23 protein-coding genes are annotated in these 19,649 nt (G+C 71.8%); 5 read left to right on the top strand and 18 right to left on the bottom strand.

Annotated features, from left to right (window positions below; all coding sequences use genetic code 11):
- Positions 1-238: 238 nt before the first annotated feature.
- A complete protein-coding gene (locus VTA80_RS12005) occupies positions 239-1,465 on the top strand; it encodes a lycopene cyclase family protein (RefSeq protein WP_407341340.1) in 1,227 nt (408 codons plus the stop codon).
- Positions 1,466-1,617: 152 nt separating this feature from the next.
- Positions 1,618-2,031 (top strand): hypothetical protein, encoded by a 414-nt coding sequence (locus VTA80_RS12000; RefSeq protein ID WP_407341339.1) that lies wholly within the window; start codon positions 1,618-1,620, stop codon positions 2,029-2,031.
- Positions 2,032-2,038: 7 nt separating this feature from the next.
- On the opposite strand, the gene ribA is transcribed toward VTA80_RS12000, so the two are convergent.
- The 8 genes from ribA to VTA80_RS11960 form a co-directional block, all read right to left on the bottom strand.
- Complete coding sequence (gene ribA / locus VTA80_RS11995) at positions 2,039-2,743, bottom strand: GTP cyclohydrolase II (protein ID WP_407341338.1); 705 nt, start codon at positions 2,741-2,743, stop codon at positions 2,039-2,041.
- A gap of 13 nt (positions 2,744-2,756) precedes the next feature.
- Positions 2,757-3,449: a RibD family protein gene (locus VTA80_RS11990; protein ID WP_407341337.1), complete on the bottom strand. Its 693-nt coding sequence runs from the start codon at positions 3,447-3,449 to the stop codon at positions 2,757-2,759.
- Complete coding sequence (locus VTA80_RS11985) at positions 3,442-4,407, bottom strand: lysylphosphatidylglycerol synthase transmembrane domain-containing protein (protein WP_407341336.1); 966 nt, start codon at positions 4,405-4,407, stop codon at positions 3,442-3,444. Before VTA80_RS11985 ends, VTA80_RS11990 begins: the two co-directional genes overlap by 8 nt.
- Before the next feature lie 44 nt (positions 4,408-4,451).
- Positions 4,452-5,276 carry an SAM-dependent methyltransferase gene (locus tag VTA80_RS11980; protein WP_407341335.1) on the bottom strand — a complete coding sequence of 275 codons (825 nt, stop codon included), beginning with the start codon at positions 5,274-5,276 and terminating at the stop codon, positions 4,452-4,454.
- Complete coding sequence (locus tag VTA80_RS11975; protein WP_407341334.1) at positions 5,273-6,340, bottom strand: glycosyltransferase family 4 protein; 1,068 nt, start codon at positions 6,338-6,340, stop codon at positions 5,273-5,275. Before VTA80_RS11975 ends, VTA80_RS11980 begins: the two co-directional genes overlap by 4 nt.
- The gene (locus VTA80_RS11970; protein ID WP_407341333.1) at positions 6,337-6,735 is read right to left on the bottom strand and encodes a 6-pyruvoyl trahydropterin synthase family protein; all 399 of its coding nucleotides are present in this window, start codon (positions 6,733-6,735) and stop codon (positions 6,337-6,339) included. Before VTA80_RS11970 ends, VTA80_RS11975 begins: the two co-directional genes overlap by 4 nt.
- Before the next feature lie 4 nt (positions 6,736-6,739).
- On the bottom strand, positions 6,740-7,720 hold the full coding sequence (locus tag VTA80_RS11965) for a zinc-binding alcohol dehydrogenase (protein WP_407341332.1): 981 nt from the start codon (positions 7,718-7,720) through the stop codon (positions 6,740-6,742).
- A gap of 156 nt (positions 7,721-7,876) precedes the next feature.
- Positions 7,877-8,644 (bottom strand): class I SAM-dependent methyltransferase, encoded by a 768-nt coding sequence (locus VTA80_RS11960; protein WP_407341331.1) that lies wholly within the window; start codon positions 8,642-8,644, stop codon positions 7,877-7,879.
- A gap of 181 nt (positions 8,645-8,825) precedes the next feature.
- On the opposite strand from VTA80_RS11960, the gene VTA80_RS11955 reads away from it, so the two are divergent.
- The gene (locus VTA80_RS11955) at positions 8,826-9,617 is read left to right on the top strand and encodes a CDP-alcohol phosphatidyltransferase family protein (RefSeq protein WP_407341330.1); all 792 of its coding nucleotides are present in this window, start codon (positions 8,826-8,828) and stop codon (positions 9,615-9,617) included.
- A 2-nt stretch (positions 9,618-9,619) separates the two neighbouring features.
- Positions 9,620-11,323: a CDP-alcohol phosphatidyltransferase gene (locus VTA80_RS11950; RefSeq protein ID WP_407345764.1), complete on the top strand. Its 1,704-nt coding sequence runs from the start codon at positions 9,620-9,622 to the stop codon at positions 11,321-11,323.
- A 28-nt stretch (positions 11,324-11,351) separates the two neighbouring features.
- On the opposite strand, the gene htpX is transcribed toward VTA80_RS11950, so the two are convergent.
- A complete protein-coding gene (gene htpX / locus VTA80_RS11945; protein ID WP_407341329.1) occupies positions 11,352-12,221 on the bottom strand; it encodes a zinc metalloprotease HtpX in 870 nt (289 codons plus the stop codon).
- A 154-nt stretch (positions 12,222-12,375) separates the two neighbouring features.
- Positions 12,376-13,770 (bottom strand): FAD-dependent oxidoreductase, encoded by a 1,395-nt coding sequence (locus tag VTA80_RS11940; protein ID WP_407341328.1) that lies wholly within the window; start codon positions 13,768-13,770, stop codon positions 12,376-12,378.
- A gap of 141 nt (positions 13,771-13,911) precedes the next feature.
- Between VTA80_RS11940 and rarD the strand changes: the two genes are divergently transcribed.
- Positions 13,912-14,907 (top strand): EamA family transporter RarD, encoded by a 996-nt coding sequence (rarD, locus tag VTA80_RS11935; protein ID WP_407341327.1) that lies wholly within the window; start codon positions 13,912-13,914, stop codon positions 14,905-14,907.
- Between the two features lie 4 nt (positions 14,908-14,911).
- Here rarD and VTA80_RS11930 read toward each other — a convergent pair whose 3' ends face one another.
- From VTA80_RS11930 to VTA80_RS11895, 8 genes are all read right to left on the bottom strand, one after another.
- Entirely contained in the window at positions 14,912-15,535 is a 624-nt protein-coding gene (locus tag VTA80_RS11930; RefSeq protein ID WP_407341326.1) for a hypothetical protein, read from the bottom strand.
- A 123-nt stretch (positions 15,536-15,658) separates the two neighbouring features.
- Positions 15,659-16,183, bottom strand: a complete 525-nt coding sequence (locus VTA80_RS11925) for a hypothetical protein (protein WP_407341325.1) — start codon at positions 16,181-16,183, stop codon at positions 15,659-15,661.
- A gap of 30 nt (positions 16,184-16,213) precedes the next feature.
- A complete protein-coding gene (locus VTA80_RS11920; protein ID WP_407341324.1) occupies positions 16,214-16,822 on the bottom strand; it encodes a hypothetical protein in 609 nt (202 codons plus the stop codon).
- Positions 16,737-17,423 (bottom strand): hypothetical protein, encoded by a 687-nt coding sequence (locus tag VTA80_RS11915; RefSeq protein WP_407341323.1) that lies wholly within the window; start codon positions 17,421-17,423, stop codon positions 16,737-16,739. Before VTA80_RS11915 ends, VTA80_RS11920 begins: the two co-directional genes overlap by 86 nt.
- Positions 17,424-17,487: 64 nt before the next feature.
- Complete coding sequence (locus VTA80_RS11910) at positions 17,488-18,468, bottom strand: hypothetical protein (protein ID WP_407341322.1); 981 nt, start codon at positions 18,466-18,468, stop codon at positions 17,488-17,490.
- A 38-nt stretch (positions 18,469-18,506) separates the two neighbouring features.
- Positions 18,507-18,926 carry a hypothetical protein gene (locus VTA80_RS11905; protein ID WP_407341321.1) on the bottom strand — a complete coding sequence of 140 codons (420 nt, stop codon included), beginning with the start codon at positions 18,924-18,926 and terminating at the stop codon, positions 18,507-18,509.
- A gap of 2 nt (positions 18,927-18,928) precedes the next feature.
- On the bottom strand, positions 18,929-19,222 hold the full coding sequence (locus tag VTA80_RS11900) for a hypothetical protein (RefSeq protein WP_407341320.1): 294 nt from the start codon (positions 19,220-19,222) through the stop codon (positions 18,929-18,931).
- Positions 19,223-19,307: 85 nt separating this feature from the next.
- On the bottom strand, positions 19,308-19,604 hold the full coding sequence (locus VTA80_RS11895) for a WXG100 family type VII secretion target (RefSeq protein ID WP_407341319.1): 297 nt from the start codon (positions 19,602-19,604) through the stop codon (positions 19,308-19,310).
- Positions 19,605-19,649 lie beyond the last annotated feature (45 nt).

Below are 19,649 nucleotides of genomic sequence, written 5' to 3'. Positions count from 1 at the left end.
CCAAGGTCCTAGGTCGACGCGCACCCCGGAGCGGGGGTCGGCTCTGGGGCGGGACCTTGGGGCCGGTGACCGGGGGCGTTTGGCCACCGCGACGTCGGTTGAGGTCGGCGACTTGCGCCGGCTGAGGCACCCCTGAAGGATGCCGGACGGGACGCGCACGACGGCAGGATCGCCGGTGCGGGCAGGGGCCCGAATTCGTAGCACCGGCGGCGATCGACGAATCGCGAATCGAGAGCTCATGGGTCCGGCAACCGATCGACCGGCGGCCCTGCCGGACCGGTGCGATGCCCTGATCGTCGGAGGCGGCGCGGCCGGGCTCGCCCTGGCCGTGCACCTCGCCGGCAGCGGCTTCAGGCACCGTGCGGTCGTCGTCGTCGAGGACGGCTCCCGACCGCTGGCGGATCGGGCGTGGGCCTACTGGTCCGACTCCGACGCGATGGCGGATGCAGCGAGCGCTCGGGCGTTCGATCGGTTCTGGGTGCGCTCCGACGGTGGCGCCCACCTGGTCGAGCTGGACCGGTTCCGCTACCGGGCGGTCGCGGGCCGAGACCTCGACCGCGCGGCCGATGCCGCGCTGCTCGGCGCGCCGCGGTTCGCGCGGGTCTCCGGTCGGGTGACCGAGATCCACGACGGTCCGGACCATGCGAGCGTCGTCGTCGACGGCCACGCGGTGCGAGCCGACTGGGTCTTCGACAGCGTCGGCATCCGCGACCCCAGCGTCCCCGGGGCTCCCCCGCCCACCCGGGCAGCACGGCCGGGACACTCGCTGGTGTTCACGGGACGGCGCATCGAGACCGACGTCGACACCTTCGACCCGGCGGCCCCCACCCTGATGGACTTTCGCACCCGCCAGGGCCGCGACCTCGCGTTCGTCTACGTACTCCCGTCCACGCCGTTCGTGGCGCTGGTCGAGCATGCCCGTTTCACCGCCGCCGTCGGGGACGCTTCGGGCATCGGTCAGACCGCCCTGGACGCCTATCTGCGCGAGGTGCTGCGGGTCGGGAACCACCGGGTCCTTGCCACCGAGCGCGGCACGATCCCGCTGGTCACCGCCCGACCACCCCGCCCGGGCCGACGCGTCGTGCTCATCGGCACCCCCGCAGGAATGGTCAAGGCGAGCACGGGCTACGGGTTCGCCCGGATCCAGCGCCACAGCGCCGCCCTGGCCCGATCCCTGGCCACCCACGGCCACCCCTTCGACGTCCCCCGCTCACGGGCTCGGCACCGCGCGCTGGACGCGGTCCTGCTCGAGGCGATCCGCCGGGAACCGACGCACGTCATCACGGCGTTCACCCGACTCTTCGTGGCCAACCCGGGTGACCGCGTCCTGGCCTTCCTCGACGAACGCACCACCCGGGCGCAGGAGCTCGCCACCATCCTGACCCTGCCGCCCGCGCCGTTCCTGCGCGCGGTGGCCGCGTTGGCGACCCGACCGTGGGCCGGGCCACGGTCGCCGCACCGCTGAGACTCGTCGGGTCCCTTCGGCGACTCTTCGGTCGCTCTGACTGTTCATGAGGCCGCCATGATGCGGGCGGCAGAATCCCGTTGCCGGTTCATCACCCTTGGCTTTCATGGCGGCAGGCCCCCACGGGGAGGCCACCGATCAGAGGAGCCCTCATGACTGGCACCGCAGTCTTCGACCTGGCGGATGAGCTCGAGGCCACCGCTCCCCGACACGTCCGGGTCGCCCGGGACGCGCAGGCCGTCTACATCTGGAACATCCAGGTGCACGACGTCGAAGACGGGCGCCCGCGCGTTCTCTTCGGCGGCACCTCTGCTCAGGCGGTGCCCTACCCGCGGGGGTTCGTCACGATCAGCGGAACCCACCCGGCGATCTACGAGACCGGTGCGATCCGGGTTCTCGCCGTCGACGGCGCCAGGATGCTGCAGCAGGCCTTCGACGCGGCTGCCGCCGCGGGCGACCTGCTCACCGCGGTCAGGGCCCGACTCCTCGACCGTTCGGCAGGCCTGGAGCCTCCGATCGTGACCGTTGTCGACGAGGCCGAGCTGGCCATGCTGGTTCCTGCGTGACCCGTCGTCACCCGGGGTGACCCTCGCCCGGCACGACGGCAGTCGGACGGTCGAGCCGGTGTCCGGCGGGCCAGATATCGAGGGTATGGGCCCCTCGTACGGCCTTCGTCTCAAGGTAGCGAGCGTTCGTCGCGGACAGGTGCCGAGCGGTCGGAACGCGCTCGGTCACGGTCACACCGAGCCTGCCGAGCTGCTCGGCCTTGTCGGGGTTGTTGCTGAGCAGGGCGATCCGAGCCAGGCCGAGCGCTCGGAGCATCTGCGCCGCGGCGGTGTAGTCACGCTCGTCCTCCGCGAAGCCGAGCGCGACGTTGGCCTCGTAGGTGTCCAGGCCCGCGTCCTGCAGCACGTAGGCGTCGAGCTTCGAGTACAGGCCGATGCCTCGCCCCTCCTGCCGCAGGTACAGCAGGTATCCGCCGGCGTCGGTGATGCGCTCGACGGCCTCGCGCATCTGCGGGCCGCAGTCGCACCGCTGGCTGCCGAAGACGTCACCGGTGAGGCACTCGCTGTGGGGCCGCACCAGCGGCGGCGGCCAGGAGATCGAGGCGTCAGTCGCGGGACCGGAGCGGTCGCCGAGCCCGAAGGCCAGGTGTTCCAGGCCGTCCGCGAGTCCGTCGAAGGTGAACAGGCGCGCGGTGGTGGCATATCCGTCGGCGAACCTCAAGGGCACGGCCAGCTGGGCGCGAATCGTCGCGGTGGGCACAGGTCGCAGCATTCGATCTCCTCGGTCAGTTCAGTCGGAATCGCGCCGAGAGCGCATACCGAAGAAGCACGACATCCCCGATCCGGCGCACCTCGGCGACAGTGGCGCGCCGATCCGGGTTCCAGGGGAACCGTCCGTCGCTCACGAACCGCGGGGCGCGCGAGTCCCCGACGAAGAAGGGTGCGACGACGAGGTGCAGCTCGTCGGCCAGGTCGGCCGCGAGGAACTGCGTATGCACCGTTCCGCCACCCTCGACCATGAGCCGCTGCACTCCCCGGGCATGGAGGTCCTCGCTGATCCACTGCATGTCGACCGCGGGCCCGGCGTCGACGACGGTCGCCACGCGCCCGAGCCGACCGCGGGCCTGCGCCACCACCGCGCTCGCGCAGTAGACGAGCTTCTCGGCGTCACCCGTCGCGAAGAAGTGCGCACACGGGTCAAGCTCGGCCCGCCGGGTCACGGTCACCTTGATCGGCGACGGCCCGAAACCGCGGGCGACCCGCTCGTCCCGTCGCGCCTTCGTGCGCACGAGCAACCGCGGGTTGTCGTTCCGGATGGTGGTGGCCCCCACGAGGATCGCGTCGCTGGCGGCGCGCACCGCGTCCACGCGGTCCAGGTCGGCGGCGTTGGAGAGCAGCAGGTGCTCCTCGGTAGCGCTGTCGAGATAGCCGTCGATCGAGGTCGCGCAGCTCAACAGGGTGTACGGACGATCAGCCACCGGCGCCACCCTTCCTTCTGGCGAGGGACGGCTCCCCCGACGGGAGCCGCAGGTCCACAACCCCAGCCGAGCCGTCCGTCGTGAACCATGCCGCGACGAGCACGACGGCGCCGGGCAGACTGGCCACGAAGACCAGGACGCCGTACACCACCGCGGTCGCGACGCCCAGGTCCGCACCCAGCCCCGCCGCGGCGAACACCCAGGCGGCGGCGCCCTCCCGTGGTCCCCAGCCGGCGATGTTCAGGGGGATCCCCATCGCCAGGAGCACAAGGAGAGCCAGGGGCAGCATCCGGGCCGGGGTCGCGGTCGATCCGGCGGTCCGCGCCGCGATCACGAAGGTGGCGACGTGGCCGGCCACCGCCACGACCGAGGCGAGCACGATGAGGGGCCAGGCGCGCCGCGCCAGGAGCCCGGCGCGGACGTCGGCGGTCGCCGCGCGCGCCACGCTCCGCCACCAGGACGCCTCCCGCCGGGGCAGGGCGCGCCCCAGGAGGACGACGCCCACTGCCCCGACCACGATCGCAGCGGCAGCGGCCGGCATGGACGATCGCACCGGCGACGGCAGCACGAGCAGCACCGTCATCGCGAGCACGATCAGCACGACCTGACCGGCCGAGCGTTCCCACGCGACCGCCCGCAGACCCCGGCTCCGGTCGCCCACGTCGCGACCGTGGCGAACGGCGCGATGCACATCGCCCACGACGCCGCCGGGCAGGGTCGTGTTGAGGAACTGCGAGCGGTAGTACGCCGGGACCGCGGCACGCATCGGCACCGCGACCCCGAGGCCGCGGGCAACCAGGCTCCACCGCCAGGCGCAGCACACGGTGGTGAGCGCCGCGATGCCCACGGCCGCCGCGAGCGACCACCCGTCGATCCTGCGGAGGGCGTCCACGAACGGCCCGGCGCCGAGCCGCCACACCAGCACGGCGAGAATCCCGGCGCCGCCCACCGGGCGCACCCAGCCCCATCGGGCCCGGCTCCCCTGAGGGGCACCGCCGTGGCTCATCGCGGCCGGACCAGCAGATCGTGGTGGTGCACCGTGGCCCGCAACCGGCCAGCGGTCACCTCGGCGGCGCGGCGGCGCGCATAGCCGGCAGCCGCGACGGTCAGCTCGGGCCGCTGCTCGATCGCAGCCGCCACCCAGCCTCGGAGCCACTCGGTGGTCAGGGCAGCGTCGTCGGGACCGAGCTGCCAGGGGCTCGGCCGCACCAGGACCTCCCGGCCGAGCCGGGTGAAGGCGTCAGCTGCCACCCCGACCGCGTCCGGGCCGAGCAGGCGCCGCCCCCCGGTCGTACGACGCTGATGGGCGTTGAACGCGTCGGCAAGCTGCGCGTCGAACGGATCGGTCGGTGTGAGCTCGACGCGACCGATCACGGAGAGGGCGATCAGTACGGGGCATCCCGCGCGCGCGCAGGTCGCCACGAGGCGCCCGAGCTCGTCCGCGGACATCATGTCGAGCAGTGCCGACGCCGTGATCAGGGACGAGCCAGCCAGCTCGCGGGGATCCAGCCAGGTGATGTCGCGCACCTGAGTCTCGACAGTGACGACGGCTCCGTCCCGGGCCTGCGGGGGCATGGTGGCCGACGCGTGGCGGAGCAGCTCGGCATCTCGGTCGTACAGGACCCAGCGCTGGGTCCCGGTCAGCCGCGGCGCGAGCCAGCGGACCATCGACCCGCTCCCGGAGCCGAGGTCGCTGATGAGCGCCCGACCGCCCGTCGGTAGAAACCGCCGCAGCTCGTCGACGAGGTCGGCGGAGCGCGCCGCGCCATCGGCGGCCTCGCGCAGCTGCAGCCACCCGTTGCTCACAGTGACCGGCTCGGCCCTCATGCCGCGACCTGAGCCAGGACACGGGAAACCCCGAGGGCGGTGGCCGACCAGCCGGAAAGCGTTCCGCGACGAACGCGTGCCACGTCCCGCAGGCGCCGGCGCAGGCCGGGGTCGCCGAGCCAGCCGCGCAGCGCGCCGGCGAGGGCCTCGGGATCTCCGGGCGGCACGAGCAGTCCGGGACGGCACCCGCCCTCATCGCGACCGAGCGTTGCCGGCAACCCGCCCACGTCCGACGCAACGACCGGGATCCCGCGGGCGAGCGCCTCGGTGACCACCATGCCGTACGTCTCGGCGCGCGAGGCCAGCACGAGCGCGTCCGCGGCGGCGTAGGAGCCGTCGAGACCGACGCCCGTGCGTGGGCCGGCAAAGAGCACCCGGTCGCTGATCCCCAGAGCCCGCGCCTGGTGACCGAGGTGGTCGACGAAGACCGGGTCGCGGGTCAGGGCGCCCACGCAGACGCAGCGCCACGACAGGTCGACGATCTCGGCGAGGGCGTCGAGCAGCACGTCGTGCCCCTTGCCCGGCGTGACGGCAGCGACGCAGAGCAGCTCCCCGCCGGCGGCGGTCCCCGGGGCGAGGTCGGCAGCGTCGACCCCGGGCTCGGCGACGTGGACCCGTGCGGGCGAGAGCGCGTAGCGGTCGAGCAGCCAGCGCCGGGTCCACGTGCTGGTCGTGACGACCGCTGCGGCGGCCGCGAGCACCCGCTGCTCCCGGGTACGGACGCCGGTCGCCTCGTCGCCGAGCGCTCCGTCGCCCAGGGGCAGGTGCACGAGGACGACGAGTCGAAGACGTGCTGCTTCGGGAACCAGCACGTCGGGGACGCTCGAGGCGATCAGGCCGTCGACAAGGACGACGGCGCCATCAGGCAGGTCCGCGATCGCGCGGCTGAGCTCCCTGCGCGCGGCGAGGTCCGCCCGGGGCCACGCACCCGGCACAGCCTTCTCGTGCACGGACCAGCCGAGGGCGGCAAGCCCCCGGCAGACCCGCCGGTCGTAGACGTTGCCGCCGCTCGGCCGCAGCGGGTCGTCGATGGCGTCCGGCACGACGACGTGAACGGCGGTCACAGCGCCCGCTCGTAGCTCGCCCACGCGATGTGCGACTCGCGCAGCGTCACCGCGAGCGCGGCCAGTCCCCGGGCGGCCTCGCCGAGGGCACCGGTGTGCACGCGCGCGGCGAGGCGGTCGGCGATCACCTGCGCCAGCGCCTCGGTGGAGGTGATCATGCCGGCGAGGGCTGGCTCGTCGTCGAGGTTGCGGTAGCTGAGCTCGCCGACGACGGCGCGCAGCTCCTCGGCCGCCAGCCCCATGTCGATCACGATGTTGTCCGCGTCGAGAGTCGCCCTGCGGAACGTCGCGTCGACGACGTAGGTCGCACCGTGGAGCCGCTGCGCGGGACCGAACACCTCACCCCGCAGGCTGTGAGCAATCATCATGTGGTCGCGGACGGTCACGCTGAACATGGGCCTACCCCTCGCCGTAGCTGACGGTGTGGCACAGCGCCCGCAGGCGTCCGTCGGCCAGCCGGGCCATCACGTCGGGGAGCTCGTCGAATCGTGATTCGCCCGTGATCAGAGCGTCGAACGCGGGATCGCGCAGCAGGTCGAGGGCGAGGGCCAACCGGTCGGCCGTGGAGCGTGTCTCGCGTCGAGCCGCGGCGACCACGCCGACCTGGCTGGCACGGATCCGGAGCCGCCCGGAATGGAACGCCCCGCCGAGCCACAGGTGGACCTCGGCATCGCCGTACCAGCTGAGGTCGAGGACCGTGCCCTCCGGGGCAAGCAGGTCGAGCGACCGCTGAAGTCCGGCGGAGGTCGCGCTCGTGTGCACCACGAGGTCGCGCCCACCGGTGGCCTCGGCAGGCAGCTCGAAGGCGGCACCCAGGGCGGTCGCGACGTCGGCCCGGGTCGGGTCGACATCGACGAGGGTGACCTCGACGCCGGGGATCCGGGCGAGCAGCCGCGCGACGCTGCAGCCGACCATGCCGGCGCCGACGACCGTGATCCGGTCGCCGATGAGCGGACCGGCGTCCCACAGGGCGTTGACGGCGGTCTCCACGGTGCCGGCGAGCACCGCGCGCGCGGGCGGCACGTCGTCGGGCACGACGACGACGGCACCGGCCGACACCACATAGGCGCTCTGGTGGGGATAGAGGCAGAACACGGTGCGGCCGCGCAGCTGCGGCGGTCCCTGCTCGACCACCCCGACGCTGAGGTAGCCGTACTTCACGGGCCCCGGAAAGTCGCCGTCCTGGAACGGGGCGCGCATCGCGGCGTACTGGCTCGCGGGGACACCGCCGCGGAACACCAGCGTCTCGGTGCCTCGGCTCACCCCGGAACGCAGGGTCCGCACCAGGACGTCGCCCGGGCCCGGCTCGCGCAAGGGCTCGGTCCGGATCTCGCCCACACCGGGTTCGCGCAGCCAGAATGCACGAGCGTCACTCGACACCGGCCCCACCTACTTCAGGCCCCGAACTGAACGGGGCATCACGTTTCTCGTCCCACCGCGTACCCACGACACGGACGTGCTGTGCCCGCGGTTCAATCCGGGTGGCACGAGTCCTGCCTTCTTTCACCGCGGCGGTCGCCAGGCGCTCCGGCTCGCTCAGGGCGCTGCCTTCTCGGCCACGATGGCGATCTTGCGGACCCGTCCATCGCGCAGCCAGCCGCTCCAGAGCCGGTGGGCGACCAGCAGCTCCTGCAGCGCCGTACCTCCGATCTGGCCCGCGATGCTCGTGGCGTCGGCCGTGAACGCGTTGATCAGACAGTCCGCCCCGCTGCGGTGCGACCGGCTCCAGTCGTCGTGCCAGCGGACCACGAGCCCGGCCGTCTCCAGGCCCGTGCGCAGCTCCGCCAAGGGGGTGAGCCACACCGTGTCGGCGTCGGGCATGCTCTCCCGCTCTGCCGCTGTCAGGGGGAGGCCCTCTTCCAGGGTGAAGGCGAACCGACCCCCGGTCTTCAGCACCGACGCCACCTCGTGCAGCAGCTCACCCTTGTCCCGAAAGGCGAGCATGGTCTCGAGCAGCAGCACCACGTCGACCGGCTCGGAGGGGATCGGGGGGATTTGCGCGACCTGGAAGCGACAGGGAAGGTCGCCGGCGCGCTCGCGTGCGATCGCGATGGCACCGGAGCTGGAATCCAGCCCCCGGTAGTCGCAGCCCAGCTCCGCCGTGAGCAGTCGTCCGGGTCCGGCCACCCCGCAGCACAGGTCCAGCACGCTGACACCGGGCGAGATGCCGGCCCGTGCGGCGAGGACCCGGATCTCGCCCGCGCTCATGAAGCTCTCCTGCCCGACGAACTCGCCGGGGGCGTACGCCGTCTCTCGGGCGCGCTGCAGGGCCCGGTCGAACGGCCTGCGCTCGTCCTGCTTCATGGTCGGTCCACCGGGACGCAGCTGTCGATCCCGCCCTCCCCTTTCCGGTCGGCTCGTAATCGCCAACCCGCGTACCCACCGACACGGACGAACGGCGCAACCGGTTCAGCCCGCGTCAGCGATGAACCGAACCACCGCGCTGCGCGTACTAGGGGTGTCTGACCACAGATGCGGAGGCGCGATGCGAACCGTTGCCCACGGCCCGACGAGCGGGCTCGTCGCCCAGCTGCTCCTCCTGGCCGTCCTGGCCTGGTCGGTCGGCCTGAGCACCACGGCGTGGGTCGTCGGCGTCAGCTGTGGGGTGATCACGAATGCGCTCCTGGCTCGTGGCCTGGCCCACTACCACTGCGACCGGCTGGGCCCGGCCGACTGGGTGACCCTCGCCCGGGCGACCCTCGCCGGCGGCGTCGCAGCGCTGACCGTCGACTCCCCTGAGCGGCCCGGAACGGTGGCGACGCTGGTCGCGCTCACGGTCGTGGCGCTCGCCCTGGACGCGGTCGACGGTCGGGTCGCGCGGCGCACGAAGACGGAGTCGGCGCTAGGTGCGCTCTTCGACGGGGAGGCCGACGCCTTCCTGATCCTCGTCCTGAGCGTGTACGTCGCGCGCTCGGCCGGCGCGTGGGTGCTCGCGATCGGAGCGGCTCGCTACCTGTTCCTCCTGGCGGGCTGGCTGCTGCCCTGGATGCGCCGGCCCCTGCCGCCGCGCTACTGGCGCAAGGTCGTCGCGGCCAGCACGGGCGTCATCCTGGCGGCCGCGGTGCCGGACGCTCTGCCACGCGCCGTGACCCAGCTGACGCTCGCCGTGTCGCTCGCCCTGATCGCGGAGTCGTTCGGCCGGGATGTGGGGTGGCTGTGGCGCCGTCGGCGCCGTGAGCGCGGCCTGCTCCTACCGGTGAGCCGAGAAGAAGCGGCCCCGACCGCCGGATCTGCTTCGACCACCCTGGGCCACGACAGGTCCTGGCCGCGGCCGTGACGATGCAGCGGTCCTCGGGCGAGCCAGGGGCGGCCGGCCACCGGTCACGTTTCCGCGCGCTCGTCTCCGCGACGACCTCGCTCCTCGCCGGCCTTGTCCTCTGGTTCGCGCTGGTCGGTCCGAACGAGGTCGGCGGGCTGACCCCCGGTGCCTTCGTGCGTCTCCCGCTCGAGGCGCTTGTCCTCGTCGGGGCGGTGCTCGTGCTCCCTCCCCGGGCAGCGCGGGTCGTCGCGCTGGCGGCGGGCGCGACGCTCGGCGTGCTGGCCGTGCTGAAGGTTCTCGACATGGCCTTCTTCGTGGCGCTCAACCGGCCCTTCAACCCGCAGGTCGACGCGGGCTACCTCGGCTCCGCGGTGGGCGTCCTGAGCGACTCGATCGGCCGAACCGGCGCGATCCTCGCCACGGCCGGGGCCGCGGTGGTGGCCGGCGTGGTTCTGGTCGGCGCGCCGCTCGTCGTCGTGCGCCTGGCCGGGTTCCTCGGTCGACACCGCGCCGCCTCGCTCCGTGCCGCAGCCGCACTGGGGATGGTGTGGACCCTCGCCGCCGTGACCGGTGCTCAGCTGGTGTCGGGCGCACCGCTCGCGTCGACCAGCGCGGCACGGCTCAGCGTCGAGAAGGTGAGCCGGGTGTACGCCGGGCTGCAGGATCAACGGGCCTTCGCCACAGCGGCCGCGGACGACGCCTATCGCCACCGGGCCGGGGCCGATCTCCTGACCGGCCTGCGCGGCAAGGACGTGGTCGTCGCGTTCGTCGAGAGCTACGGCCGGGTCGCGGTCGAGGGCTCGGACTTCTCGCAGCGGGTCGACGACGTGCTGGACACCGGCACCCGCCGCCTCGCGGCAGCCGGATTCTCGGCCAAGAGCGCGTACCTGACCTCACCGACCTTCGGCGGGATCAGCTGGCTGGCCCATTCCACACTGCAGTCCGGCATGTGGATCGACAGCCAGCTGCGCTACGACAACCTCGTCTCGAGCGACCGCCTCACGCTGAGCGGGGCGTTCAAGCGCGCCGGCTGGCGGACGGTCAGCGTCGCGCCGGCGGACGACGTCGACTGGCCGCAGGGCACGTCGTTCTACCACTACGACATGCTCTACAACAGCCTGAACGTCGGCTACGCCGGTCCGAAGTTCAGCTATGCGCCGGTGCCTGACCAGTACACCCTGGCGGCCCTCCAACGCCTCGAGCTCGCGAAGGCGCACCCCGTTCCGGTGATGGCCGAGATCGATCTCGTGTCCAGCCACACCCCGTGGGCGCCGACGCCCCGCCTGGTCGACTGGGGGCAGCTGGGTGATGGGTCGATCTTCGACGGCATGCCGGAGCAAGGCCGGTCACCGGCCACCGTGTGGCAGGACCCGGGCCAGGTGCGGTCCGCCTACGGGCAGTCCATCGAGTACTCGTTGAACGCCCTCATCTCGTTCGTCGAGACGTTCCACAACGACAATCTCGTGCTCGTCGTGCTCGGCGACCATCAACCGGCAACGATCGTCTCCGGTCCCGACGCCGGCCACGACGTGCCGATCGCGATCGTCTCCCACGATCCGGCGGTGCTCACCCAGATCACCACATGGGGTTGGCAGGGCGGCCTGAGGCCCGGTCCTGACGTTCCGGTCTGGCCGATGGACGCCTTCCGTAACCGCTTCCTCGACGCATTCGGCCCACAACCGCCGGCGGCTCCTGAGCCGGTGAGCGCGACGCTGGTGCCTTGAGCACCCGTGATCGCAACCGTGGCGCAGGTCAGTACGGCGGCGTCCCTGCCATCTTCTGCAGGCGCGCGATGCGTTCGCTCATCGGCGGGTGGGTCGCGAACAGCTTCCCGACCCCGCCACCGGCGAACGGGTTGGCGATCATCAGGTGCGAGACGTCGACGAGATCGCGGTCCTGGGGCAGCGGGGCCCGCTGCGTGCCGGTCTCGAGCTTGCGCAGCGCCGAGGCCAGCGCGAGCGGGTCGCCGGTCAACCGGGAGCCGTCCTCGTCGGCGTCGTACTCGCGCGTGCGGCTGATCGCCATCTGGATCATCATCGCGGCGAACGGCGACAGGATCGCGAGCGCGATGGCGGCGAGCGGGTTGCCCCCGTCCCGGCGGTCTCCCCCGCCGAAGAAGAGCAGGAACTGCGCGAAGGACGTGATCAGCCCGGCGACGGCCGCGGCCACCGACGACGTGAGGATGTCGCGGTTGTAGACGTGCATGAGCTCGTGTCCCAGGACCCCGCGCAGCTCGCGCTCGTCGAGCAGCTGCAGGATCCCCTCGGTGCAGCACACCGCCGCGTTGCGCGGGTTACGGCCCGTGGCGAACGCGTTGGGGGCCGCCGTCGGCGACACGAACAGCCGCGGCATCGGCTGTCGGGCCGACGTCGACAGCTCCCGCACGATCCGGTACATCGCGGGCTGCTCGAGCTCGCTGACCGGTCGCGCGCGCATCGCGCGGATCGCGATCTTGTCGGAGTTCCAGTAGCCGTACATCGTGCCCAGCACGCCGACCGCGGCGAACACGAGGAACAGGCTCCGGTTCCCGCCGCCCACGACCGCGTAGATGCCGAGCAGGACGGCCCACATCACGCCGAACAGGGCAGCGGTCTTGAGCCCGTTGTAGTGCCGGTGGCCCATGACTGTCCTCACCTCGTGTGCCGGTGCGTCGTGCGACCGGCGTCGACGCCGCCCGGGACGTGTGTGAGCCCGGAGCGCAGAGCCCGTCCGGGCTCTGCTCGGGACAACGCTTGCGCGGGGCGCGACGTTCCCCGCGCCCCGCAGGTCGCGCCGGTCAGGAGCCGGGGGTGGTCTCGGCGCGCCCCAGGGCGATCGCCGTCATCTCGTCGCGCGGGACGACCTTGATCCGCTCGCGCCCGACGGCGGCCCCGAGCGCCATCTCGTACGCGTCGAGCAGTTCCCAGTCCGACCACTCGACCACGGGCACGCCGCGGGCGGCCAGGAAGTCGGTCACCGCGCTGGGCTCGGGCTCCGTCGCGGTGAGCATCGCGGTGCCGTCGGCCTCGGCCGCGTCCTCGACCAGGTGGCGGATCGTCTCGGACGCGTCGGACTTGGTGTGCCCGATCAGGCCGATCGGGCCGCGCTTGATCCAGCCGGTCGCGTAGATCCCAGGGACCCGCTCGCCGTCGACGTCGATCACGCGGCCCTCGCGGTTGGGGATCACGCCGCGCAGGTCGTCGAACGGGATGTCGACCAGCGGGGACCCGAAGTACCCGACCGCGCGGTACACGGCCTGGACGGGCCAGTCGTGGAACTCGCCCGTGCCCGACGCCGTGCCGTCGCCGTTGAGCGCGGTCCGTTCGGTGCGCACGCCGACGACGTGCCCGTCCTGGCCGAGCACCTCGGCCGGGCGGTGCAGCAGGTGCAGGTGGATGCGCCGCGAGGCGGTCTGGTCGGCCGGCTCGTTCAGGGTCCAGTCGGTGAGGGTCTTGACGACCTGCTTGGTCGTGTTCGACGAGTGGATCGCCGCCATCGACCCCTTGTCGAACTCGAAGTCCTCGGGGTAGACGACCACGTCGACGTCGGGCACCTTGCCCAGCTCGCGCAGCTCGAGCGAGGAGAACTTCACCTGGGCCGGGCCGCGGCGCGCGAACATGTGGACGTCGGTGATCTTGGACGCCTTGAGCTGCTCGTACACGTTCGCCGGGATGTCGGTCGGCAGGAGGTCGTCGGCGTGCTTGGCGAGCATGCGCGCCACGTCGAGGGCGACGTTGCCGGCGCCGAGGACGGCGACCGAGGTGGCCTCGAGCGGCCAGGTGCGCGGCACGTCGGGGTGCCCGTCGTACCAGGACACGAAGTCGGCCGCACCGTAGGACTCGGGCAGGTCGATGCCGGGGATCGGCAGCGCGTGGTCCCGGATCGCACCGGTGGAGAAGATCACGGCGTCGTAGAACTGGCGCAGGTCCTCGAGCTTGAGGTCGACGCCGTACTCCACGTTGGCGAGCAGGCGGATGTCCCCGCGCTCGAGCACCTTGTGCAGCGCGACGATGATCTGCTTGATCCGGGGGTGGTCGGGCGCCACGCCGTAGCGCACGAGCCCGAAGGGCGCGGGCAGCCGCTCGAAGAGATCGATGCTGACGTCCAGGTCCGTCTTGGACAGGATGTCAGCGGCGTAGATGCCGGCCGGGCCGGCGCCGACGACGGCGACACGCAGGGATCGGGTGCTCACGGGACGGAAGGACCTTCCAGATCGGGTACCTGACGGGCTGTGCGCGCGCCACAGGGCGAGCGCACGGCTCGGTGAAAAGTGTACGGCGGGTGAGGGTCACCTCACCCGATGTCCTCAACCCGTGGACGCTAGATTCACCGGGTGACGACTCCGGAACGCACCGCTCCCGCCCCGCCGCACCCCGCCGACGTCGTCCCCGGACCCGCCCCCGCCGCCCCACGCGGCGGCCTCGCGCTCGGCGCTGGCGCCTACCTGCTGTGGGGCGTGCTGCCCCTGTACTTCCCGCTGCTCGCACCCGCCGGGGCCGTGGAGATCATCGGTCACCGCATCATCTGGTCGCTCGGGTTCTGCCTGCTGCTGCTGGGAGTCACACGCGGCTGGGGTCCGCTTCGGGCCGCGTTCACCACGCCCCGCACGCTCGGGCTGCTTTCGGTCGCCGCGGCGCTCATCGCGGTGAACTGGACGGTCTACGTCTACAGCGTGCTCACCGACCAGGTGGTCGACGCCGCCCTCGGGTACTTCATCAACCCGCTCGTCACCGTGCTGCTCGCGGTCTTCGTGCTCGGAGAGCGGTTACGCACAGCCCAGTGGGTCGCGCTCGCCTGCGGCACGGGCGCCGTCGTCGTGATCACGGTGGGGTACGGCCGGCTGCCGTGGATCGCCCTGACGCTCGCGTTCAGCTTCGGGATGTACGGGCTCATCAAGAACCGGGTCGGCCGCACGGTGCCCGCCATCGCGGGGCTCGCCGTCGAGACCGCCGTCCTGTCGCCGATCGCGCTCGGCTACCTGCTCTGGCTCGGCGCGACCGGGGCCGGCAGCTTTGGGACCCACGGGACCTGGCACGACCTGGCACTGGCGTCGTCGGGCATCGTGACGGCCATCCCGCTGCTGATGTTCAGCGCGGCCGCACGCCGGCTGCCGCTCTCGGTCGTCGGGATGCTGCAGTACATCACCCCGACCATGCAGTTCCTGCTCGGCGTGCTCGTGCTCGGCGAGCAGATGCCCGTCGCGCGGTGGTGGGGCTTCGCGCTCGTGTGGGTCGCGCTGGTGATCCTCACGGCCGACGGCGTCCGCCACGGCCGGGTGAGCTCGCTCGCCCGGCGGGCGCACGCCAGCACCCCGGACCCCACCACCTGACGCGTCACCGCCGGTCGCGCGCCGTGCGCAGGCGGGCGACGAGCGCGTCGACGTCGCTCGCGCCGCCCGGCAGCAGCCCGCTGGGCGACGAGAGCGGCAGCACCGTGAGCTCCGCGCCGTCGAACGTGTGCACCGCGAGCGCCGGACGGGCCCGCATTCCGATCGTGCCGCGCCCGCTCTGTACCGCGGCGATGCGGTCCCAGGGCAGGGCGACCACGCTGCGCGGGGTGCGACCGCCCAGCCACAGCTCGACCCCCGCGGCGCTGACCGCCAGGGTCAACGGTGTGCCGCCCCCCGCGGAGAGCCCCGACTCCCAGCGCCCCGCGGCGAGCAGGGCGCCCGGCAGCTCCGCGGTGGAGGCCACCGCGAGCAGCTCCCAGCCGGGTCGCTCGGCGCGCACCGCACGCTCCCGCAGTGCGGTGCGACCCAGGGTCCAACCCAGGATCGCGGCGATCAGGACGACCACGACGACGGCGGCGATCAGCACCCCGGCCAGGCCGAGGCTGCCCGGCCGCGCGAGCCGCATGAGGGCGGCCACGACCAGGGCGAGGACCCCGACCAGGCTCAGCGCCATCGCGACGCGACGCCCAGCGGTTCCTCGCTCCTCGGACGAGCGCTGCTCCGTCATGAGACGGGCGGGAGGGGCGTGCTGTCCTGGAACGACGCGCTGCCGCAGCGGATCTCGTACTCCGCAGCCAGCGTCACCACGAAGCAGTCCTCCCTATGCCCGTCGAGGTCACCCCGGGCCGCATCACGAGACGAGCGAGAGGGGCGTGGTGTCTTCGACCGTCAAACCCCCGCAGCGGATCTCGAACTCCGCCGCCGACGTCATCACGAAGCAGTCCTCCGTGTGCCCGTCGGGGAACATCAGCGACACGCGGGCTCGGTCGTTCGAAGTCAAAGGGATCGCCGCGCGCTCCTCGAACGTCACACCGTACGCGGCCTCGAGAAGGCCGATCGACTGCGACGTCGCCGTCTCCTGCAGCCCGGTGTACTCCGAGTAGGCCTCGCTCCACGCGCGCTCCCCTGCGGTCTGGGTCAGGTAGGCCACACCCACCCCACCCACCATCATCGCGAGCGAGATACCCATCAGGCTCCACGAGTGCCCGCCGCGCCGCAGCAACCGCTCGAACGACAACGACACCACCAAGAACCCGATGATGCCCAAGGCCCCGACCACACCCGCGATCAAGGTCACAGCCCCGGGCGAATAGGACTCCGGCCATGGTGGGAGCACGGGAAGGGGCACCACGAGATCCAGCACAAGGTTCAGCACGCGCACATCCTGGCAGGCATCGAGAGCGGATCAGTCATCGGTCGGTGCAACCCCGGCGACGATCGTGTCGAACAGCTCGACCATCGCCGCACGCACCGTGACCAGCGGGGTCGTGAACGTGAGGTAGAGCACCGGACCGCCGCCCGTAGGTTCGAGCCAGTACTCGGCGAGCAGCTGAGGAACCTGCTCGAGCTCGTTCTCGGTGGAGACGAGCCGCTCGGTCACCTTGCGGAGCACCGTCCCGGTCGTCGACTCCCCGAGGTCGAGGGTCATGCCGGCGGGCGCATCGACCGCAAGCACCGACTCGAGCTCCCGCACCCCCTGCCCGGTCACCGAGACGGCCGCCAGCTTGTACGCGATCAGGCTCGCACTGACCGGGATCCCGTCGGCCTGGAGGAGGCACACTGCCATCAGCCGTCCGCCCGCAGCCGCCGCACTCGCGGCGGTCGCGTTGAAATCGGTCAGCATCGCGCGCTTGAGGACGGCACTCGCATCCGCGTGACCGAACTGCCGCTCGACGAGCTGCGCGATCGAGCGGGTGCGCTGCGGCTCGTCAGCCAGCGGGATCGTCCACCAGTCGGCGGGCAGCACCAGGCCCCACGCGTCCAGCCGCGGCCGACGCACCGGCTGCTCCGGCACCGTGGACACCCCGGTCACGCGGCGCTGTCGAGCGTGATGGACAGCGTGTTGACGATGTCGACCGACTCCTGCTCGAGCGCGTCTGCGGCGGCCGGCGACGGCGTGTGGAACTCGAGCCGGATTCCCTCGTGGCTCCCGGGGGGAACACGGTCCAGGTGATCGAGGTCAGCACGAGGCCCGAACGCTTCGGCGCGGTCGTCTCGACCTGCACCACCACCGGCCCCGCGGGCTTGTCCCCGGCGCTCACGGAATAGTCGAGCACCTTCAGCCCCCGCTGCTTCTCCGGCTTGCGCACCGCGGCGAGGAACTCCTCGGGAGTGGTCGGCCGGGCCGGGTCACCGACCATCAGGTCGACGAGCAGGAACCCCCACACCTCACCGGTTGCCGGGTCCGGCACCCACAGCGCCGCCGAGAGATGAGCCCCGACTCCAGGGATGCGCGCGTCGAACACCAGCACGGCCTCGCGCACCCGCGCCTGCGCCTGCGGCGTCGCCCCCAGTGCCGCCGCGACCTCGTCCGCCTGCACGGTCCCGCGTCCAGGCGCCCAACCGGCCCAACCCGGAAGGGCCCCCAGCTCGTATTTCAGTATCGAAGACGTCATCTCAATCCCTTTCCTGGACGACCGCGGACGCAGCGCGCCTGGGGTGCGGACACACCCAGCGCCATCACCGGCTCAGGTTCAGCTTGTCGGCGGTGCTGGGGGTCGCAAACCCGTCGGACACGAACTGCACAGCACCGGCGCCGTAGTCCCAGGCCTTCGTCACCTTGCCGGCCAGGCTGTTCGCGTCCATGACGAAGGCGGTGTTCAGAGCCGCGCCCGTCGCGTGCATGGCGTTGGCCACCGCTGGCGTGTTCCGCAGAAAGTCGTCGCTCAACCCGGAGAGCTGGCTGAGGTTGACCGCGGCCTCCGAGCGCCCCAGGTGCGCCATCACGTTCAAAATCGGCTCGTCACCGACCTGGCTCATGACCGCCTGCCAGTTGGCCCCGGAGGTCGCCCGGAACCCCTTGTCGACGCCGAACCGCACGCCGTTCGCTATGTCGTCGAAAGCTTTCCCCACGATGAACTTCGGGTTGAACGCCTCCTTGAGGACCCCCTTCACGCCCTCGCCTCCTCTGAAGAACGGCGCCGCGACCTTGCGTGCGGACGCGATGTCGTCCAGTCCGGCAAGAGCGCCGCGGGCACTCATGCCCGGTCGACCTGACCGGAGCGCCGCCTTCGTGATCCGGTTGTAGGCGCTCACCTTCGCCGCGCTCGAGGCAATCTTCAGGGACGAGCCGACCGCGCGGCCGACCCCGAGCGTGACCAGACCGAGGACGCCGACGACCACCGTCCTCCACGACCCTTCGCCAGCGATCGCCAGTGCGAGGTCGGCGAGCAGCGCGACGGCACCGGCGATCAGGGCGACTGCTGCGAGTGCCTGGCCGAGGACCGGCACCCAGCACAGCACCAGGGAGAGGATGCCGGCGATGCCGGCGATGTTGCCCGCGATCTCGGAGACAGCATGCGCGATCTTGGAACCCCAGTTGGCCCACCAGCCGTCGTTGAGGTTGTCCGAGCCGACGACGACGGCGATCTCGTCCATCGCGGTCTGCGCGGCGGTATCCCGGGCCTGCGTGACGACCTTGAGATCACCCTGCAGCGACACGAGCGCCGCCGAGGCCGACTGCGACTCCGACCTGGCGCTCAGGACGTCAGCCTGCCGCGCCTGCTGGTCCTCGGGGCGGCGCGGTCGAGGGCGGCGTTCGCCCGATAGTCGGCCGTACCGGCGTCGTCGATACGCTCCTGGGCGAGCCGCGCCCGGCGCAGCAAGTCGAGGGAATCCGCCTGAGTTGTCGTCAGGCTGCTCGCGTAGCTGGTCAGGGCCGCACTGACCTTGGAGTAGCGGTCCCTCGCGGCGATGATCTGATCTGCGACCTTCTCAGCCTTGGTGCGAATCTCCGCAACCGCCTCAGACTGCATCCCGTCAAGCTTGGCGATGGCGGCCAGATTGTTGGAGGCAAGGAGGATCGCGGTCGCGACATCCTCGTAGTGGACCCCGCCCTGCTTCACGACCCACGGATCACCGGGCACCGGATTGGACTCGGCCAGCGGATACCAGCTCATGCTCACGATTCCTCGCCCCGGATCGTCGCGGCGAACTTCGTGTCGAGCGCAGTGAAGTTCTCGCCGATCGACGAGCAGGCCTCGGCCAGCGCGCCGATCTGCTCGAACATCTTGGTCCGCTTGTCATCCCAGCTCGTGGACGACTCCCGCACCTTGTCCGCAAGCCCGGCGTGACCCACGGCGGCCGCGACCTGCGCGGCGTAGTCGTCGGCGGAGTTGAACTCGGTCGCCACCACCCGCAACTGAGAGCCGGCGTCCTCCAGGACCACGGTGTCCACCTGCAGGGATTCCGACATCATTCACTCCACGGTTTCGTGATTCGAGGCGAGGGGTACATCAGGCGGCGCCCGGCCCCGAAGGTCCGGGCGCCGCCTGGGACGATCAGCCGCGGATCGCGGTGGCGAGGCTCGCGTCGGCCTCGCCGAGGGCGATGGAGGCCTGCGTCAGGAACGAGGACAGGCCCTCGAGCCCGGCGACGGTCTGCGTCGCGCCGGTGGTGAACTTCGTGTACTGCTCCTGGAACGCGACCGACGCCTGGTCGGTGACGAAGCCGCCGCCGACGAGGCCGTCGATGAACACCTTGAGCTCGTTGAGGCTCGCGGTGATGTTCTCCTGGCCGGTGCGCAGCCGACCCGAAGCGTCGGTCAGTTCCTGGAATGTGACGTTGATGTTGGCCATGTCTGCTCCTTGGGTCATTCCCCCCAGGCAGACGGTCCGCCGGCG

This window comes from Pengzhenrongella phosphoraccumulans, from assembly GCF_045689905.1.
Classification (GTDB): domain Bacteria; phylum Actinomycetota; class Actinomycetes; order Actinomycetales; family Cellulomonadaceae; genus Pengzhenrongella; species Pengzhenrongella phosphoraccumulans.
The sequence above is the reverse complement of the archived record's forward strand: the minus strand, read 5'-3'. Positions and strand labels throughout refer to the sequence as shown.

Bases quoted from the DNA above. Each gene is read 5' to 3' on its own strand.
- VTA80_RS12005 (WP_407341340.1), top strand. From the start codon at position 239: ATGGGTCCGGCAACCGATCGACCGGCGGCCCTGCCGGACCGGTGCGAT.
- VTA80_RS12000 (WP_407341339.1), top strand. From the start codon at position 1,618: ATGACTGGCACCGCAGTCTTCGACCTGGCGGATGAGCTCGAGGCCACC.
- ribA (WP_407341338.1), bottom strand. From the start codon at position 2,743: ATGCTGCGACCTGTGCCCACCGCGACGATTCGCGCCCAGCTGGCCGTG.
- VTA80_RS11980 (WP_407341335.1), bottom strand. From the start codon at position 5,276: ATGAGGGCCGAGCCGGTCACTGTGAGCAACGGGTGGCTGCAGCTGCGC.
- VTA80_RS11970 (WP_407341333.1), bottom strand. From the start codon at position 6,735: ATGTTCAGCGTGACCGTCCGCGACCACATGATGATTGCTCACAGCCTG.
- VTA80_RS11960 (WP_407341331.1), bottom strand. From the start codon at position 8,644: ATGAAGCAGGACGAGCGCAGGCCGTTCGACCGGGCCCTGCAGCGCGCC.
- VTA80_RS11955 (WP_407341330.1), top strand. From the start codon at position 8,826: ATGCGAACCGTTGCCCACGGCCCGACGAGCGGGCTCGTCGCCCAGCTG.
- VTA80_RS11950 (WP_407345764.1), top strand. From the start codon at position 9,620: ATGCAGCGGTCCTCGGGCGAGCCAGGGGCGGCCGGCCACCGGTCACGT.
- htpX (WP_407341329.1), bottom strand. From the start codon at position 12,221: ATGGGCCACCGGCACTACAACGGGCTCAAGACCGCTGCCCTGTTCGGC.
- VTA80_RS11930 (WP_407341326.1), bottom strand. From the start codon at position 15,535: ATGACGGAGCAGCGCTCGTCCGAGGAGCGAGGAACCGCTGGGCGTCGC.
- VTA80_RS11915 (WP_407341323.1), bottom strand. From the start codon at position 17,423: ATGACGTCTTCGATACTGAAATACGAGCTGGGGGCCCTTCCGGGTTGG.
- VTA80_RS11905 (WP_407341321.1), bottom strand. From the start codon at position 18,926: ATGAGCTGGTATCCGCTGGCCGAGTCCAATCCGGTGCCCGGTGATCCG.
- VTA80_RS11900 (WP_407341320.1), bottom strand. From the start codon at position 19,222: ATGTCGGAATCCCTGCAGGTGGACACCGTGGTCCTGGAGGACGCCGGC.
- VTA80_RS11895 (WP_407341319.1), bottom strand. From the start codon at position 19,604: ATGGCCAACATCAACGTCACATTCCAGGAACTGACCGACGCTTCGGGT.